Below are 15,704 nucleotides of genomic sequence, written 5' to 3' on the forward strand. Positions count from 1 at the left end.
TTTTTTTATTGGTTACCGATGTACGAGGCGGCGTGCTACAACGGGCGCCGCCTCGATTTCCGCCGTAGCGGTCAACGCACCATGCAGGGGCGCTTGTTGTCGAACTGCCAGTTGGGAATCAGTTGGCGCATGGCGATCGCATCGTCGCGTGCGCCCAGGCCGTGCTGCTCGTACAGCGCGTGAGCCTTCTCCAGTTGCGCCATGTCGAGCGTGATACCGAGGCCCGGTGCTGCCGGCACATCGATCTCGCCACCCACGATCTGGAACGGCTCGCGCGTCAGGCGCTGTCCGTCTTGCCAGATCCAGTGCGTATCGATGGCGGTGATGTTGCCCGGCGCTGCCGCGGCCACGTGCGTGAACATCGCCAGCGAAATGTCGAAGTGGTTGTTGGAGTGCGAACCCCAGGTCAGGCCCCAGTCGTCACACATCTGTGCCACGCGCACCGAGCCCTGCATCGTCCAGAAATGCGGATCGGCCAGGGGAATGTCGACCGAGTGCAGCTGAATGGCGTGTCCCATCTGGCGCCAGTCGGTAGCGATCATGTTGGTGGCCGTCGGCAGGCCCGTGGCGCGGCGGAACTCGGCCATCACCTCGCGGCCCGAGTAACCGCCCTCGGCGCCGCACGGGTCTTCGGCGTAGGCCAGCACGTCGTGCTTGTCGCGGCACAGGCGAATGGCCTCGGCCAGCGACCACGCGCCGTTCGGGTCCAGCGTGACGCGCGCCTCGGGAAAGGCCTCGGCCAATGCAGTCGTGACGACCATTTCGTCATCGCCGCTCAGCACACCGCCCTTGAGCTTGAAATCCTTGAAGCCATAGCGCGCATGGGCGGCCTTTGCGAGGCGCACGACCGCCTCCGGCGTAAGCGCTTCTTCGTGGCGCACGCGGGTCCAGTCGTCCGTGGCATCGCTGCCGTCGGCGTAGTCGAGGTCGGTGCGCTTGCGATCGCCCACGAAGAACAGGTAGCCGAGCACCGGCACCTTGGCACGCTGTTGCCCCTGCCCCAGCAGGGCCGCCACGGGCACGCCCAGATGCTGGCCGAGCAGGTCCAGCAGCGCGCTTTCCAGCGCTGTCACCGCATGCACGGTGGTGCGCAGATCGAAAGTCTGCAACCCCCGGCCAGCGGCATCACGATCGGCAAATTGACGGCGCACGCTGTTCAGTACGTTGTTGTACGCGCCGATCGGTTGTCCGACAACCAGCGGCGTCGCGTCCTCAATGGTCTTGCGGATGGACTCGCCGCCGGGCACCTCACCTACGCCGGTATGACCTGCGGAGTCCTCCAGGATGACGATATTGCGGGTGAAGAACGGGCCATGCGCGCCGCTCAGATTCAGCAACATGCTGTCGCGGCCCGCCACGGGAATGACCTGGAGGCGGGTGACGCGCGGCGTGTCGACTGCGCGTTCGGAGGCTGGGTGATTGATTGTCATCACGTGTGTCATCAGTCGTCGTACAACATGGACGCGACTATAATTGACACATTCTTCTCGAACCACCCCTGGTAAACCCGCCCCTTCCCGGAGACCACATGCCCACCGTCAGCCCGCCCGCAACGCTCGTGCGCCGCACCCAAAGCTTGGCGGACGTGGTGGTGGACCACGTCAAAGGGCGCATTGCCAGTGAATCTCTGCGGATTGGGGACAAGCTCCCCACGGAATCCGCGTTGATGGAAGCGCTGGGCGTGAGCCGCACGGTGGTACGCGAGGCGATTTCGCGCTTGCAAGCCAAAGGGCTGATCGAAACGCGTCACGGCATCGGCAGCTTTGTGCTGCCGCCACGCATCGACAACAGCATCCCGCTGGGCGATGCGTCGACGATGCACGAGATCTTGAGCATGCTGGAACTGCGCGTCGCCATTGAGACGGAATGCGCAGGCTTGGCCGCACAGCGCATCTCCGCGGCCGAGATCGAGGCGCTGCGTCTGGCACTCGAGGCCATCGAGCAGGACCAGGCGGAGGGCAACGACAGCGCCACCTCCGACCTCCAATTTCATCTGAGCATTGCCCGCGCCACCGGCAACGAACATTTCGTGGGCGCCCTCGCCCAGCTCGGCAAGACGCTCATTCCCCGCACGCGGATGGGGCTGGCGCAGGTCGGCTACCTGAACGCGCCCGAACTGCGCGCCACGGTCAACCGCGAGCACCACAGCGTCTTCGAAGCCATTGCGCGGAAAGATCCCGAAGCCGCTCGCGCCGCCATGCGCATGCACCTGTCAAACAGCCGCGAGCGTCTGCGCCGGGCGCACGAAGCGGCTGGCACTCAAACGACCGCAACGGGTAGCTGAGCTGGCCAACACGGCGGCATGTTGTACGACGTCTTATCAGGCGTTCAGCACCGTCCAGAATCTCCGGTCTCAGCGCTGTTGATAAAGATTTGCATTCGCCCGCTCTCAGCCACGTAACCTGAGCTTGCACCGACCCCTCGTGGGTGCGCTCCGGCCGCGGAAGAGAGAGCCGCGGTCTTCTTGGCCCTGATGCTGCTGTCCCGAGTGTCAGGGCGTTTCTTTTGGCAGTGGGCGGTCAAATCTCCTCCACTGCTTCACCCACAAAAAAGCCCCGACTTGCGGGGCTCGACTTTGAAACGACCGACTCAGCGTTCGCGTGCCAGCACGTGATAGCCGGCCAGCAGGATGGCGGCGCCCGCGATCGTGCCGGCAAACCCCGCCAATTGGCCTGGCTCATACCAATGCAGCAACTGGCCGAAAAAGGCCGCGGCCAGCGCACCGGCAATGCCGACCATGATGGTGAGGACGAAGCCGCTTGCGCCGCTGCGCGGCGTCACCCATCGGGCCACAAGCCCGGCCAGAAAGCCGATGAGGATGGTGATACAGAGCAATTGCATGGCAGCGGCTCCGGCGGGTCAAGGCTGTCAGTGCGTTGCTTCGGCGTCGATCACGCGCTCCAGACAGAAGCCCTGTCCATAGATCGCGCGCAGGCGCAGGCCGTTCTCCGTACCCAGCAGCAACTTCTTGCGCAGGCGTGACACGTGCGTATCGAGCGTGCGTGAATACGGGCTCAGCTCACGGCCCCAGAGCGCCAGTTCAATATCGGCGCGTGAAAGAACGCGCCCAGCATTCGCAAAGAGCAACAGCGCCAATTCAAACTCACGCGCATGTACCGACACTGACGTATCACGCAGGCGGATGGAACGATTCTGCCGATCGAGCGTATACGGCCCCAGACGAATCTCCGACGCCCGCACGGCGCGGCTCACGGCAAAGCGGCGGATCAACGCATCGAGCCGCGCCAGCAACTCAGGCGCACGGATATCACCTTGGAAGCACAGGTCTGCACCGTGGTTGAGCGCCTCTGCGGTTTCGGTATCGGCCTGGCCGTCGGCGAGGTAGACGATCGCCATACCGGGGCCCACGCGCTCGCGCACGCTGCGCACCAGCGACAGGCCTGGCATGTCGTGCGCATGCGCACCGACCATCAGCAGGTTGATGCCGTGCAAGTCGATGGCTTCAAAAACCTGGCGAGAGAGAAACAGCGGCACACACTCAAAGCGCGTGGGCTGCAACGCGGAGTGGATCGCCTGCTGGCGGGCGAGGTGCGTATCGATCAGACCGATTTTCATGGCTCGGTGTCGTAGTGGACTGCGTGCGGCGCGGTCAAGCAGCGGCGTGACGATGATGCTGTGCATTGCTATCGTCGCCACTGCCGCCGCGCCACATGGATACATGCCGACCAGCCAGCCAGAAGCCTTTGAACTGCGGCGGGTTCCCGTTACCGCGCAGGGCGTGATGCAGTTGCGCGCGAATGCATTCGTAATCGCATTCGGTCAAAACATCGGTTGCAATCTGGCTCAACATACGTGGCGCCTCGGGCGTGTCTGTGCTCGGTTTTTTCCAAGGTGCCGTCGTCTCTCGACCGGTGTGTCACCGGTGCATGCTGTGCGGGTCGGCCAATGAACTGTAGGGCCGCCGCCGTGCCGAAATGCAAATGATTGAAAAGGAAGTGTGGCAAAGGCCACACGAGACCGTCAGGCCTCAGGCGTCGTGGCGATGCGCGACGCGCGGCAGCCACAGCGTGAAGGTCGACCCCAGGCCGGGTGTGCTTTGCACAGCAATGCGGCCGCCATGCCGGTCGACCACCGTCTTCACGAATACGAGACCCAAGCCGCTGCCGGCGGGCGCATTGGCCGCGCCTTCATGCAAGCGATGAAACGGCTGAAACAGCCGCGGCTGATCGGCAAGGGCGATGCCGGCCCCCTGGTCCGCCACGGCCACCGAGAACATCGCTTCGTCCTGCTCCACCGATACCGTCACCATGGAGCCGGCTGCGCTGAACTTGATGGCGTTGTTGAGCAAGTTCACCAGCGCGCGCACCAGCAAGCGCGGCTCGCCGCGCACCGCTGCTTCGATGTCGGCCACCACGCGCACTTCCACCTGGTGACGATTCGCCAGCGGCCAGACCTCGTCGGCGGCATCGAGCACGAGGCCCACGAGATCCACGTCCACCAGCTTGAGCGTTTGCGATTCGGCGCGCGCCAGGTCGATGAAGGCATCGGCCAACTCCAGCGTGCGCGACGACAGCTGCTCGATGCGAGACAGAAGCACCTCGCGGTCCAACGCGCGCGACGCATCGCGCTGCAGCTCGATCAGGGCGAGGATGGCGCTCTGCGGCGAACGCATGTCGTGCGAGATAAACCGCAGCGCTTCTTCGCGATGGCGCTCGGCCTGGCGCACGGGGGTGATGTCGGCAAAGCTGACGATGATGTCGACGGGGCGCCCCACTTCGTCCCGCAGCGCGGCGGCGTGCATCAACATCGAGCGGCCGTCGTGCGTCTGCAGCTCGACGGGTTCGAGCCCGGTGGGATCGGCGAGCCAGCGCGCCCAGTAGTGCTCTCCCGCTGTGGGGTCGGGAAACGCACGCGCCAGCAGCGTCGACAGGTCGCGCAGCGCGGCCGCGCGGATCTGGCCCGGCGCCTGCATCTGGCCGGCCAGGTCTGCGCTGCGGCCATTCGCCAGGCGGATCGTGCCGTCGTGCGTGCAGATGACGGTCGCATCGGGCAGGCTCTCCAGCGCATCGGCCAGGAAGCGGCGCAGCCCACGCAGCTTGTCCGTCAGCGAGGCGACGGCATCCATGTGCGCGCCGAGCGTGCGGCCGGTGCGGACCAGCGGCGCGGTATCGCCCAACAGGCCGGGCTCGCGCGCCAGACGCTGCAGCTCGTCGCGCAGAAAGCGCAACGCGGCTTCCTGCTGGCGCCAGCTCCACAGCGGATACAACACCAGCGGGCCGACCAGCGCCGCAAACGGCGGCAGCCAGCGATTGCCAACCACCAGCGCGCCGATTGCGCTCAGCAACAACACGACAGCACCCGTCACCGCCACTGCAAGCGCCATACGCGGCGTGAGCCAGCGCACGGCAAACGCGGTCATCAGCAGGGGGAGCAGCGTCATCGCCCAGAACACGCCCGGTGGCGCCGGCAGGATGGCGCTGCCGTCGAGTACCGTCTGCGTGGCATTGGCAAGCACTTCGACGCCGCTCATCGTGCGCGAGGGCGGCGTCGCAAAGATGTCGGACACTCCCGATGCGGTGGCCCCGATCAGTACCAGCTTGCCGGCAAGCGCCTCGGGCGGCACGTGGCCGTTGAGCACATCCAGCGCCGGCACATGCCGGTATGTACCGGCCGGCCCAGCAAAATTCAGGCGGATATACGCCTGCCGCACCCAGCCGCCGGCGTCGGTCTCCACATCGGGCAGCGCCGGTACGGATGACGGCGGGCGCAGCGCCTGCCGCGCAAGTTGCACGGCAAGATGGTCCAGCATATGCGTTCGCGGCCCCTCTGCCAGATACATGCCGCGTACCACGCTATCCGCGTCGGGGGCGGCATTGATATGCGCGACGGACGCGTTGATACCGAGGAACGGATAGTGATACACGCGCCCCCGCTCGGTGCGCTCCGGCAAGGCCGGCAGGATGACGTGTCCGGCCTGCTCGATGGCGGCAGTCAATGCTCGATCGCCTTCGGGCTGCGCAAGATCGGGTTCGATCAGCAGAATATCGACGCCGATGGCGCGCGGCTGCGCCCGTCCCACCCGCGCAATGAGGTCGGCCAGGCGGCTGCGGGGCCACGGCCAGCGCCCCACGGCGTCAAGACTTTGATCATCAATGGCAACGATGACGATATCGTCGCGCGGCGCATGCCCGTGCAGCGTGACGACCGTGTCGTATAGCGCCGCATCCAGCCGCGCGACCACGCTCCAGCGCACCGCGCCGAATGTCAACAGCGCTGCCAGCGCCACCAGCACCCCCCACTCCACCAGCGCGCGCCGCCCAAGGCTGCGCACGGCCGATTGGGCGGGTACGGGTTCAGTCATTGAGGAGGAGATTGCCGCCGCCGCTCTGCACCGGGCTGCGCGCGGAATCGCCGACGAAGGCACCGACGTCAATGCGCTGCGGCTTGGCGTAGACCACCGATGCCGCATCGCCCAAGTCGACGCCGGTGCGGATGTAATACACGCCGGACGGCGGCCTCGGAATGGTGGCCTCGTTGCCGTCGCTCACGATGTCGGCGATGGGTTTGGCGAAGCTTGTGTCGCCCGCCAATTGCACACGCGTGCGCGCGCCAGATGCCGCCAGTTCGGGCGACAACGCCGACCAGTGGGCATGCAGCTTGCCGTCATCGCTCGCTTCCACTTCGGCTGTCGGTACGGCATCGAGCGGAATGTCGAGCACGCGAAAACGAAGCGCATCGCTCCACGGGCCGGTTTTGCCGTCCGCTGCCACCGAGCGCACACGCCACCACCATGTGCCAGCCGTCAACGGCCTGGTCAGACGCACGTCCTCGCCATGCTGCTGAACGGCCGGCGAGGCAAAGCTCTCGGTGCCCGCCACTTCCAGGTCATAGCTACCAGCATCGGACACGACAGCCCATCCAAATGCCACGTCCCCGCTGCGGTAGGTCCGATCGCTACCCGGCTGGATCGTGTACGGCGCTTCCGGATGGAGCCGCACAGTGAACGGCCGCGTGGCCGTTTCACTGGTCAGTCCAAGCGCGTCGACGCTCTGCACGACGAGCGTGTAGTCGCCGTCCTCATCGCCGCAGAGCGTTGCCGCCGGGGTCTTGCTTGATTGATAGGCACTGAGTTCGGTCAGCGCCGCATCCCGCGCCACGGCAGCGCGATATCCGACCGCACCCTTCACCGGCTGCCACGTCGCGCGCAGGCACGGCGTCTGCACAAGTTCGGGAATGGCGCCGAGCTTGGGCGGGGCCGGCAGCGCGGCACGCTTGAGGTGTCCCGCCGATGCCACCACGCCAAAGCCAGCCTTGACCGCTTGCCTCTGACGACCGGCGCTTGTGGCAACCTCACCTTCCAGCACGGAACTCGTCGAACCCGCTTCGCTGGCCTGCACGCGGAAACGCGTACCTCGCACGCCCGTCACCAGCGCTGGCGTGGAAATCTCGTAACGGCCCACACCGCTCTTCTTGGGCGCGACGTTGGATTCCGCTTCGCCCTTCTTCACGTGCACGCGCACATCGATCAACCCGGCGCGCGCAAACGCCCGCACACGCGACAGCGCAACGTGGCTGCCCGGTGGCACCGTCACGCGTGTGCCGTCGTCAAAGGCCAGCGTCACGGCGCCTTTGTCGCCGGTGTCGATCTGCGCATCTTCTGCGAGCTTCGTGCCAGTCTGCAGGGGCTTGCCGCCGGTGGTTGCGTCACGTGCAAACACGACCTGCGCCGTTGCTGGCACGACCGGAATGCGATCGAACGGAATCCGGAGGAGCGAGCCGGGCTGAAGCCGATACGGATCGGCGACATGGTTGCGCTGCTGCAGGAGGCGCCAGCCGTCGACGCTGTTCATGTAACGCGCTGCGAGGCTGATCAACGTGTCGCCCGGCTGCACGCGGTAGACGAAATCGGTGCCATCGGCGCCGGAAGGCTGGGCGACCGCCGCCTGCCACACGCCGCCAAAAAGAACGAACGCGCCGACAAACGCGGCGCGCCCAATCAAATCATTCCAGTTTGCTTCAGCTTGCTTCGCCATCTTCCTGCGTGGTTTCCAGCCGATAGCCATGCGAATACACCGAGACCAGCCGCACGCCATTCTTCTGATTGAGATCGAGTTTGAGCCGCAGCTTGGAGATATGGGTGGCCAGCGTGCGCGAATCCGGGCCGATGCTGCGACCCCAGACTGCCTGCTCGATCAGCTCGCGCGGCACCAGCTTGCCGACATTGCGGAACAGGTACAGCCCAAGATCGAACTCGCGCGGCGACAGCTCGACCTGCGAGCCGTTCAGTGTCAGCACGCGACCGACTGGGTCCACCGCGTACGGACCGACGCGAATGCGTTCGAGCGATTCACCGGTGCGCGGCGCCGCACGACGCAGCAGCGCACCGACGCGCGCCACCAGCTCGGCGCGGCGCACCGGCTTGACGACGTAATCGTCGGCGCCGGCAGCCAGCCCGCGCACCACGTCGTCTTCGAGCGAACGGTTGGTCAGAAACAGCACCGGCAGCGCCGGGCCGACCGTCTGCCGCACCCAGCTCACAAGCTGGATGCCGCTGATATCGGGCAACTGCCAGTCAAGCAGCAGCAGGTCGAATGTGCGATCCCGCAGCGCCTTGACGAAGGCATCCCCGTTACCGAAACACTCGCATTCGTACCCCGACGAAACCAGGATTTCGCGGATCAAATCAGATTGCGCCTGGTTGTCTTCTACCGAGGCAATTCGTATCGCCATCTGGACTGCCCTTTCCCCGTTTCGGGTCCGGCATCGCTATGCGAAATGCCGGCTCACTCCGTGCGTCGTTGTGATCGGGGTCCCGGACCGGCGCATCGTAGTTGAATACGCCAGCCACCAACGGCGCGGCACCCACTTCCCGCGCAAGACCTTACCTACGCCCTACCGGCAGGTGTCGCACGCCGGCTTAAGCCCAACTCATCCTAAAAGGCCGCCCCTGCGATATTGCAAACAATTGTGAAAAGCCAATCGGAGAGCCGGGATTTCTGGCGTTCTATCATTTTTTATCGCGCCATTACAAGGTGCGAGTTCTCAGAAAGTATAGGAGTCGGCCCACGGGCGGGTAGGGCGCCCGGGTATACGCTGCCCCGGACCCTCCCTACCGAGCCTTCCGCCAGCGCCCTTGATCGGTCGTTCAAGCTGCGGTCGCCGCCCAGAACATCAGTACCGCCAACCTGAGGGCTGCTCCCAGAAGACATACCCTTGACCATCCTGCCGACGCATACACCTGTGTCGAAAGCACCGCCCCCAATCCACTGCCCGCCGCATAGAACAGCATGTACGCGCCAACCAGCCGGCTGTGCGCCTCCGGCCGCAAGCGAGAGCCCAGACTCTGATTGAGCACGTGCACAGCCTGCCCACCCAGGTCCAACAGAACCACACCGACGATCAGCCCTGCCAGATGCCGCGCCCCCAAACCGAGCGACAGCCAGGCTACCAGTAGCAAATCCAACGCGACGCCGGTGGCCGCCTGTGCCCAATGGCGATCCGCCTGGTGCCCCGCTCGCGCGGCCGCCAGCGCGCCAATCACGCCAACCAAACCGAATGCGCCAATGCCTGCTGGCGAAAGCTCATAGGGCGGCGCACTCAGAGCCAGCGCCATCGCGCCCCAGAAGACATTGAACGCCGCGAACATCAGCAAACCGATCAGGCCGCGTCCCTGCAAAACAGGTTCGGCCATCAGGAGTTGCCACATCGAGCGCAGAAGCGCTATGTATTTCGGGGGCGAAAGTACAGTCGGCGGCGTCGGCAACGCGCGCCAGAGCATACACAGCATCGCCACCGAGAAGCCTACTGACGTCGCATAGACAGCACGCCAGCCGGCGACTTCAGCGATCCAGCCCGTCAGGGCATGTGCCAACAGAGGACCGATAACTACCCCGCCCCGTACCGCGCCAACCACGTGACCACGTTCCGGCGAAGGTGCCAACACGGCGGCGCAGGCGATCAGTCCTTGTGTCATCGCGGTGCCAAGCAAACCGATAGAGAGCATGCCAAGCAGCAACGACCAGTGCGCCTGCGCCAGACCTACCGCGAGCAGCGCCGGCGTGAGCAGGACGAGCTGCACCAGCAGCACTTGCTTGCGCGGCCAGCGGTCGCCCAGCGGAACGACTAGCGCCAGAGCAAGCGCACAACCAGCTAGGGTGGCACCGCTGATGCCGCCCACCCATGCGTCGCTGAGCGCAAAGTCACGGGCCAGTGCCCCGAGCAGCGGCTGGGCGAAATAGCCGTTGGATACGCTGGCCGCTGCGCACAATGCCAGCATGCCAACCCATGCATGCGGCAACACTGAAAATGGGAATGACCCGCTCGGTAGACGAACCGTTCACAGCGCAATCAAGGCATATCTCCGCCTCGTTTGGTTTCAAAAATAGAACCAAATGAGCCTAGTCAACGCAGTTTTCTCATGTGACCACGGCAAGGAGGCGGGATGGGTCGGCCATGCCGTCAGTGCTTCGTGTCAACATGGCGTTGGTACATTGTCCAAACTGGAGAGTCGAGGCGGAACAGGCCGCGCTTGGAGCGAGTTCATCGCGACGATGCAAATAAAAAGCCCCGAACCAGTCGGGGCTTTCTTCTTGCAATCTGGAGGCGGAGGCCGGAATCGAACCGGCGTACACGGCTTTGCAGGCCGCTGCATAACCACTTTGCTACCCCGCCAGGGGTTTTGCACCGCATTGTAGCAATTCGTGAAGAACCGCGTGTTTGCCGTGCCGATAAAGAAAAAGGGAAGCAAGGCTTCCCTTCGGGATTGGAGCGGGAAACGAGGCTCGAACTCGCGACCTCAACCTTGGCAAGGTTGCGCTCTACCAACTGAGCTATTCCCGCGTAACCGGTTATGCCGCCATGCCTTCACATCAACACGGCCACATATGTCAAAACTGGAGCGGGAAACGAGGCTCGAACTCGCGACCTCAACCTTGGCAAGGTTGCGCTCTACCAACTGAGCTATTCCCGCATTTTGGCTACCAGCACTGCCGTACAACCTTTGTGCTGCTAGACCGTTTGCGTCACATCACTGCAACGCGAGAACGAGATTATGGCAAAGAAGAATCGCCCTCGTCAACACTTTTGCGCAAGAGTTTTTAAAGGCTCATTTTGCGCGCTCGCGAATCTGCGGCCAGGCGAGCTTCATGTAGTACGCCATCGACCACAGCGTGAGCACCGCCGCCACGTAAATCAGCCACGTACCCCACACCTGCGCATCGATCATGCCGAACAGGCGGCCCTCGAACAGCAGCAGCGGAATCGCGATCATTTGGAAGGTCGTCTTCAGCTTGCCGAGGAAGTTGACGGCCACGCTCTTCGACGCGCCAATCTGCGCCATCCACTCACGCAGGGCGGAGATGGTGATCTCGCGGCCAATGATGACGAGTGCGACGACGTCGGAAACACGGCCCAATGACAGCAGCACCAGCAGCGCGGCGGCCACCATCAGCTTGTCGGCGACCGGATCGAGGAAGGCACCAAAGGCGGAGGTTTGGTTCCAGCGGCGGGCGAGAAAGCCGTCGAACCAATCGGTGAGGCTTGCAACGATGAAGAACACCGCGGCCGTCAGGTTCTTGGCGGGCAGTGCCATCCAAGTGTCCGGCACGTAGAACACGCCCACCACCAGCGGGATCATGGCCACACGCAACCAGGTCAGGAGGATCGGGAAGTTGAAAGGCATGGCAAATCGAGAGGACAACCGCCGCGCAAGCTGAAACCAACGCGACACGATGGGGCATTGTCGCCGATCAATGCAGCTGACGGTAGATTTCTTCGGCCAGGGTCTGCGAGATGCCTTCCACCGTGGCGAGCTCATCGACGCTCGCGGCCATCACGCCGCGCAAGCCGCCGAAGCGCGCCAGCAACCGCTGCCGGCGCTTGGCGCCGATGCCTTCGATCTCTTCCAGCCGCGACGTGTTGCGCGCCTTGGCCCGCTTGGCGCGCATCCCTGTGATAGCAAAGCGGTGCGCTTCATCGCGAATCTGCGCGACAAGCATCAGCGCGGCGCTGCCCTGGCCCAACTCCAGTGACGGCCGGCCATCGGCGAAGACCAGCGTTTCGAGGCCCACCTTGCGCCCCTCGCCCTTGGCCACACCGACGAGCAATCCAATATCCAACCCCAGTTCCTCAAAAACCTGGCGAGCGACTTCCACCTGCCCCTTGCCGCCGTCGATCAGCACGATGGTCGGCATGTTGGGCGCGTCTTCGCCTGCCTGCTCGACGATCTTCTGGTAGCGGCGCGTGAGGACTTGCCGCATGGCCGCGTAATCGTCGCCGGGGGTGATGTCCTGGATGTTGTAGCGGCGGTATTCGCTGTTTTGCATGGCGTGGCCGTGAAAGACCACGCACGAGGCCTGCGTGGCTTCGCCGGCGGTGTGACTGATGTCGAAGCACTCGACGCGCAGCGCGGCAAGGTCTTCCAGGTCGATACCGATGGTCTCGGCCAGTGCGCGCGTGCGGGCCTGCTGGCTGCCTTGCTCGGAAAGCCGACGCATCAGCGAGAGTTCGGCGCCCTTCTCCGCCATCTCGAGCCACGCGCGACGCCCACCCTGGGGCTGACGCACGACCGAGATGCGACGCCCGGCCTGCTCGGCCAGCGCATCGATCAGCTCGGTTGCGAGAATCGGATGGCTGACCACCAGCACCGGCGGCACGAACTGATCGAGATAGTGCTGCGCAACGAAGGCTTCGAGGATGTCGCTAGCCATGCGTTCGGCATCACGCGATGTTTCTGCAGCCGACACGCTATCGGCTTCGACATCCACACCGACAATGGCGGCGCCCTCTTCCACGTGCGTGGGAAAGTAAGCTTTGTCACCGAGATGACGCCCGCCGCGCACCATCGCCAGGTTCACGCAGGCGTGGCCGCCCTTGATGGCAACGGCCAGGATATCGATGTCGCTGGCGTGGCCGACCTCTTCCACCGACTGCTGCTTGAGCACCGTCGACAACGCGCCGATCTGGTCCCGCACGATGGCAGCCTGCTCGAACGCCAGCGATTCGGCGTAGCGCTGCATCTTGTCCTGCAGCGTCTGCATAACCTCGTCTTGCCGGCCCTGCAGGAAACTGGCCGCGTTGGCGACATCGCGTGCGTAGTCCTCTGCGCTGATGGCCTGGACGCATGGGCCGCTGCAACGATGGATCTGATGCAGCAGGCACGGCCGCGTGCGGTTGTTGAAGACCGTGTCTTCGCACGTACGGAGCCGGAACACCTTCTGCAGGATCTGCATGCTCTCGCGCACGGCATGCGCACTCGGGAATGGGCCGAAGTATTGATGCCTGCGGTCGGTTGCGCCACGGTAATACGCCATGCGCGGATACGCGTGCTGCGTGAGCTTCAGATATGGATACGACTTGTCGTCGCGAAACAGAATGTTATAGCGCGGCGCCAGGGCCTTGATGAGATTGTTCTCGAGCAGCAGCGCTTCGGCTTCGCTGCGCACGACCGTGGTGTCGATGCGCGCGATCTTCGCCACCATCATCGCGATGCGCGGCGAGAGCAGCGTCTTGTTGAAGTAGCTCGACACGCGCTTCTTGAGGTCGCGTGCCTTGCCCACGTAGAGCACATTGCCCTGCACATCAAAATAGCGATACACGCCCGGCAGGTTCGGCAGGCGCGCGATATGCGCTTTCGCGTCGAATTCAGGCACGTTCGCGGGCGCGTTGGCCTCGACGCTCTCGGGCGTCTCAGGGGACTGAGTTTGCTTGGGGTCGGACGACATGGCGTTCGCTGGATCAGAGGCCGTCAGTGTAGAACAAGCTGCCGACTACAATGTCGGCCCATCCTCTTCGCTGCCCGCCCCACCGTCCTGCATGCGCACCATCACATCCTGGGATCTCTTCTGCCGCGTCGTCGACAACTACGGCGATATTGGCGTCTGCTGGCGCCTGGCTCGCCAGCTTGCACAGGAGCACGGCCACACGGTCCGCCTGTGGGTAGACGATCTCCGCTCGTTCGAGAAAATCTGCCCTGCTGTCGACGCAAAGACCGATGCCCAGCGCGTCTCGGGCGTGGATATTCGCCACTGGGCTGACGACGCGCAGGTCGCCAACCTACTCCCAGCTGACGCTCACCCGACGCTGCACGACGTGGTGATCGGCGCCTTCGCGTGCGCCGTCCCGGAGCCCGTGCTGACGCTCATGGCCGAGCGGGCATCCCAGGGATCGGCGCCCGTGTGGATCAATCTGGAATACCTCAGCGCAGAGAATTGGGTGGCAGAACACCACGCGATGCAATCCCCACATGTCCGGCTGCCGCTCCTCAAGCACTTCTTCTTTCCCGGTTTTGCCCGCAATACCGGCGGCTTACTGCGGGAAGCGCACCTTGGCGCACAACGCAAGACGTTCGAGGCAAGCCCGGCTGCCCATCAGGCTCTGTGGCACCGCCTCGGCGTCGACGATCTGATGCGCGATAACCCCGACGCCCTGCGTGTGAGCCTGTTCGCCTACGCCAACCCGGCGCTGCCGACGCTCGTCGCCCAATGGGAAGCATCGTTCCAGCCGGTGGTCTGCCTGGTCCCGGAAGGTTTGGCGGCACAGCAGATCGCCGGGCTCTTGGGCGACGCCGGTGGCGCCCGCACAGGCGCCCGGTGGAAGCGCGGCAACCTCAGCGTGGCCGTTGTGCCGTTTGTGCCGCAGGAGCATTACGACCCGCTGCTCTGGGCGTGCGACATCAATTTCGTACGAGGGGAAGACTCGTTCGTGCGCGCCCAGTGGGCACTGAAGCCCTTTGTCTGGCACATCTACCCGCAAAGCGACGACGTGCATCTCACGAAGCTGGACGCCTTTCTGGCCCGCTATACCCCGGCGCTGGCAGAGGCCGACGCCAGGGCGCTGGTCGCCTTCTGGCACGCCTGGAATGGTGCGCCGGCGTCACTCGACTGGAACCAGTTTTCGGCTACGGTGCCTCGCCTGCGCGCACGAGCGGTCACGTGGGAGCAAAGCTTGATGCAACTGGGCGATCTCGCCGCGAATTTGGTGGCATTTTGCGAAAAACAGGTAAAATAGCGGGCTGATCTGTATGCGACCCCCGGCTCTGACCTGGTTCGCGCGGCCCGGAGGGTATCGCGCGGTGCTTCGTTGCTTGGCGCGCATCGAACCCTCTTACTCTCAGGAAATGTGAAATGGCTTTGAAAATCGCGCAAGAACTCCGCGCTGGCAACGTGTTCATGATCGGCAACGACGCAATGGTCGTGCTCAAGACCGAGTACAGCCGTTCGGGCCGCTCGGGCGCCGTCGTCAAGATGAAGTACAAGAACCTGCTGACGGGCGCAGGCGGCGAGTCGGTGTTCAACGCCGACGACAAGATGGACCAAGTCATCCTCGAGAAGAAGGAAGCCGAGTATTCCTACTTCGACGGCTCGATGTACGTGTTCATGGATCCGGTCACGTACGAACAGTACAACGTTGAGCCCGCCGCCATGGGCAGCGCGCTGAACTACCTGCAAGACGGCATGAAGGTCGAAGTGACGTTCTACAACGAGAACGCCATCTCGGTGGAACTGCCGACCACGGTTGTCCGCGAAATTGTCTACACCGAGCCGGCCGTCAAGGGCGACACGTCGTCGGGCAAGGTTCTGAAGGCGGCTCGCATCAACGACAACGAAGAATTCGTGATCATGGTGCCGCTGTTCTGCAACATCGGCGAGAAGATCGAAATCGATACGCGTACCGACGAGTACCGTAGCCGCGCCAAGTAAGCTGGCGTCGCGGCAAGAAGCAAGGCTCCCTCGGGAGCCTTTTCT

At 64.1% G+C, this 15,704-nt stretch carries 13 protein-coding genes and 3 tRNA genes; 3 read left to right on the forward strand and 13 right to left on the reverse strand.

Annotated elements, in window-relative coordinates; all coding sequences use genetic code 11:
* Nucleotides 1–71 precede the first annotated feature (71 nt).
* Nucleotides 72–1,442 (reverse strand): glucarate dehydratase, encoded by a 1,371-nt coding sequence (gene gudD / locus AAHM38_RS02740; protein WP_116574802.1) that lies wholly within the window; start codon nucleotides 1,440–1,442, stop codon nucleotides 72–74.
* A gap of 86 nt (nucleotides 1,443–1,528) precedes the next feature.
* Here gudD and AAHM38_RS02745 point away from each other — a divergent pair, with 86 nt between their 5' ends.
* Nucleotides 1,529–2,284 carry a FadR/GntR family transcriptional regulator gene (locus tag AAHM38_RS02745; protein WP_116574801.1) on the forward strand — a complete coding sequence of 252 codons (756 nt, stop codon included), beginning with the start codon at nucleotides 1,529–1,531 and terminating at the stop codon, nucleotides 2,282–2,284.
* A 305-nt stretch (nucleotides 2,285–2,589) separates the two neighbouring features.
* On the opposite strand, the gene AAHM38_RS02750 is transcribed toward AAHM38_RS02745, so the two are convergent.
* The 12 genes from AAHM38_RS02750 to uvrC all read right to left on the reverse strand — a co-directional run bounded on the left by AAHM38_RS02750 (nucleotide 2,590) and on the right by uvrC (nucleotide 13,682).
* Nucleotides 2,590–2,841: a GlsB/YeaQ/YmgE family stress response membrane protein gene (locus AAHM38_RS02750; RefSeq protein ID WP_012761665.1), complete on the reverse strand. Its 252-nt coding sequence runs from the start codon at nucleotides 2,839–2,841 to the stop codon at nucleotides 2,590–2,592.
* A gap of 27 nt (nucleotides 2,842–2,868) precedes the next feature.
* Entirely contained in the window at nucleotides 2,869–3,576 is a 708-nt protein-coding gene (locus tag AAHM38_RS02755) for a response regulator transcription factor (protein WP_009238509.1), read from the reverse strand.
* A gap of 34 nt (nucleotides 3,577–3,610) precedes the next feature.
* Complete coding sequence (locus AAHM38_RS02760) at nucleotides 3,611–3,811, reverse strand: hypothetical protein (protein WP_012761663.1); 201 nt, start codon at nucleotides 3,809–3,811, stop codon at nucleotides 3,611–3,613.
* A gap of 177 nt (nucleotides 3,812–3,988) precedes the next feature.
* The gene (locus tag AAHM38_RS02765) at nucleotides 3,989–6,322 is read right to left on the reverse strand and encodes a CHASE2 domain-containing protein (RefSeq protein WP_012761662.1); all 2,334 of its coding nucleotides are present in this window, start codon (nucleotides 6,320–6,322) and stop codon (nucleotides 3,989–3,991) included.
* Entirely contained in the window at nucleotides 6,315–7,994 is a 1,680-nt protein-coding gene (locus tag AAHM38_RS02770) for a FecR domain-containing protein (protein ID WP_116574800.1), read from the reverse strand. The genes AAHM38_RS02765 and AAHM38_RS02770 overlap by 8 nt, the downstream gene beginning before the upstream one ends.
* Nucleotides 7,978–8,691 carry a response regulator transcription factor gene (locus AAHM38_RS02775; RefSeq protein WP_009238513.1) on the reverse strand — a complete coding sequence of 238 codons (714 nt, stop codon included), beginning with the start codon at nucleotides 8,689–8,691 and terminating at the stop codon, nucleotides 7,978–7,980. Before AAHM38_RS02775 ends, AAHM38_RS02770 begins: the two co-directional genes overlap by 17 nt.
* A 415-nt stretch (nucleotides 8,692–9,106) precedes the next feature.
* A complete protein-coding gene (locus tag AAHM38_RS02780; protein ID WP_116574799.1) occupies nucleotides 9,107–10,237 on the reverse strand; it encodes an MFS transporter in 1,131 nt (376 codons plus the stop codon).
* 321 nt (nucleotides 10,238–10,558) lie between these two features.
* Nucleotides 10,559–10,632 (reverse strand) — tRNA-Cys (locus AAHM38_RS02785).
* Between the two features lie 92 nt (nucleotides 10,633–10,724).
* A tRNA-Gly gene (locus tag AAHM38_RS02790) sits at nucleotides 10,725–10,800 on the reverse strand.
* A gap of 54 nt (nucleotides 10,801–10,854) precedes the next feature.
* Nucleotides 10,855–10,930, reverse strand: a tRNA-Gly gene (locus tag AAHM38_RS02795).
* A gap of 135 nt (nucleotides 10,931–11,065) precedes the next feature.
* Complete coding sequence (pgsA, locus tag AAHM38_RS02800; protein WP_012761660.1) at nucleotides 11,066–11,641, reverse strand: CDP-diacylglycerol--glycerol-3-phosphate 3-phosphatidyltransferase; 576 nt, start codon at nucleotides 11,639–11,641, stop codon at nucleotides 11,066–11,068.
* 67 nt (nucleotides 11,642–11,708) lie between these two features.
* Nucleotides 11,709–13,682, reverse strand: a complete 1,974-nt coding sequence (gene uvrC, locus AAHM38_RS02805; protein ID WP_012761659.1) for an excinuclease ABC subunit UvrC — start codon at nucleotides 13,680–13,682, stop codon at nucleotides 11,709–11,711.
* 91 nt (nucleotides 13,683–13,773) lie between these two features.
* Here uvrC and earP point away from each other — a divergent pair, with 91 nt between their 5' ends.
* The gene (gene earP, locus AAHM38_RS02810; RefSeq protein ID WP_116574798.1) at nucleotides 13,774–14,967 is read left to right on the forward strand and encodes an elongation factor P maturation arginine rhamnosyltransferase EarP; all 1,194 of its coding nucleotides are present in this window, start codon (nucleotides 13,774–13,776) and stop codon (nucleotides 14,965–14,967) included.
* Nucleotides 14,968–15,089: 122 nt separating this feature from the next.
* Nucleotides 15,090–15,659 (forward strand): elongation factor P, encoded by a 570-nt coding sequence (gene efp, locus AAHM38_RS02815; RefSeq protein ID WP_027677743.1) that lies wholly within the window; start codon nucleotides 15,090–15,092, stop codon nucleotides 15,657–15,659.
* Nucleotides 15,660–15,704 lie beyond the last annotated feature (45 nt).

This window comes from Ralstonia sp. OTU4908, from assembly GCF_038440115.1.
In the GTDB taxonomy this organism is placed as follows: domain Bacteria; phylum Pseudomonadota; class Gammaproteobacteria; order Burkholderiales; family Burkholderiaceae; genus Ralstonia; species Ralstonia pickettii.

Coding starts and splice junctions, on each gene's coding strand:
- gudD (WP_116574802.1), bottom strand. CDS start 1,442: ATGACACACGTGATGACAATCAATCACCCAGCCTCCGAACGCGCAGTC.
- earP (WP_116574798.1), top strand. CDS start 13,774: ATGCGCACCATCACATCCTGGGATCTCTTCTGCCGCGTCGTCGACAAC.
- AAHM38_RS02755 (WP_009238509.1), bottom strand. CDS start 3,576: ATGAAAATCGGTCTGATCGATACGCACCTCGCCCGCCAGCAGGCGATC.
- AAHM38_RS02775 (WP_009238513.1), bottom strand. CDS start 8,691: ATGGCGATACGAATTGCCTCGGTAGAAGACAACCAGGCGCAATCTGAT.
- AAHM38_RS02780 (WP_116574799.1), bottom strand. CDS start 10,237: ATGCTGGCATTGTGCGCAGCGGCCAGCGTATCCAACGGCTATTTCGCC.
- AAHM38_RS02750 (WP_012761665.1), bottom strand. CDS start 2,841: ATGCAATTGCTCTGTATCACCATCCTCATCGGCTTTCTGGCCGGGCTT.
- uvrC (WP_012761659.1), bottom strand. CDS start 13,682: ATGTCGTCCGACCCCAAGCAAACTCAGTCCCCTGAGACGCCCGAGAGC.
- pgsA (WP_012761660.1), bottom strand. CDS start 11,641: ATGCCTTTCAACTTCCCGATCCTCCTGACCTGGTTGCGTGTGGCCATG.
- AAHM38_RS02770 (WP_116574800.1), bottom strand. CDS start 7,994: ATGGCGAAGCAAGCTGAAGCAAACTGGAATGATTTGATTGGGCGCGCC.
- AAHM38_RS02765 (WP_012761662.1), bottom strand. CDS start 6,322: ATGACTGAACCCGTACCCGCCCAATCGGCCGTGCGCAGCCTTGGGCGG.
- AAHM38_RS02745 (WP_116574801.1), top strand. CDS start 1,529: ATGCCCACCGTCAGCCCGCCCGCAACGCTCGTGCGCCGCACCCAAAGC.
- AAHM38_RS02760 (WP_012761663.1), bottom strand. CDS start 3,811: ATGTTGAGCCAGATTGCAACCGATGTTTTGACCGAATGCGATTACGAA.